General features: G+C 49.3%; 1 protein-coding gene. It reads right to left on the bottom strand.

What is annotated here, in order from left to right; all coding sequences use genetic code 11:
* Positions 1-101: 101 nt before the first annotated feature.
* Positions 102-530: an IS200/IS605 family transposase gene (gene tnpA, locus NPX02_RS21270; RefSeq protein WP_260296071.1), complete on the bottom strand. Its 429-nt coding sequence runs from the start codon at positions 528-530 to the stop codon at positions 102-104.
* Positions 531-649 lie beyond the last annotated feature (119 nt).

Here is a 649-nt window from a genome sequence, read left to right as displayed (position 1 = left end):
AAGTATCCCCCGGCAAAGCCGGGGGCTTTAGTTTGTGAGCCGCTCGAAGCGGCCTTAACAGAGCCGCAAGCGGCTCCTTGAGCCCCCCAAGGGGGCAACAACTACACCAGTTTCAATTGATCAACTCTGCGATCTTCTGCCTCTTGATGCCTGATGTATTCCCGAATCACCTTTTCGTCCCGACCAACCGTCGACACAAAATATCCTCTCGCCCAAAAATGCTGGCCAACGTAATTTCTCTTCCGGCCCGCATAGGTTCTGGCTATGTGAATCGCGCTTTTTCCTTTGATAAAACCCACCACTTGGGAAATGGCGTATTTTGGAGGAATCGAAATCATCATATGTACATGATCCGACATTATATGTCCCTCCTCTATCACGCATTCCTTCTGCTCCGCCAACTTGCGGAATACTCCTCCCAATTCCTTGCGTATCTGACCGAATATCGCTTTCCTTCGATACTTCGGAATAAATACAACGTGATACTTACACTCCCACCGGGTGTGATTTAAACTGTTCACCTGTCTCATGGTTTCTCCTGAACGTGTTGCTTGGCGGCTCACGCTTGGGAGTTCCCATGAGATTCCCGTATTTGTCAAACTGTTAATGCCTCCCCAGCAGAGCTGGGGGATCTCCTATGTTTGTTTAG

Source organism: Sedimenticola hydrogenitrophicus (genome assembly GCF_025175675.1).
Taxonomy (GTDB): domain Bacteria; phylum Pseudomonadota; class Gammaproteobacteria; order Chromatiales; family Chromatiaceae; genus Sedimenticola; species Sedimenticola hydrogenitrophicus.
The sequence above is the reverse complement of the archived record's forward strand: the minus strand, read 5'-3'. Positions and strand labels throughout refer to the sequence as shown.

Coding starts and splice junctions, on each gene's coding strand:
- tnpA (WP_260296071.1), bottom strand. CDS start 530: ATGAGACAGGTGAACAGTTTAAATCACACCCGGTGGGAGTGTAAGTAT.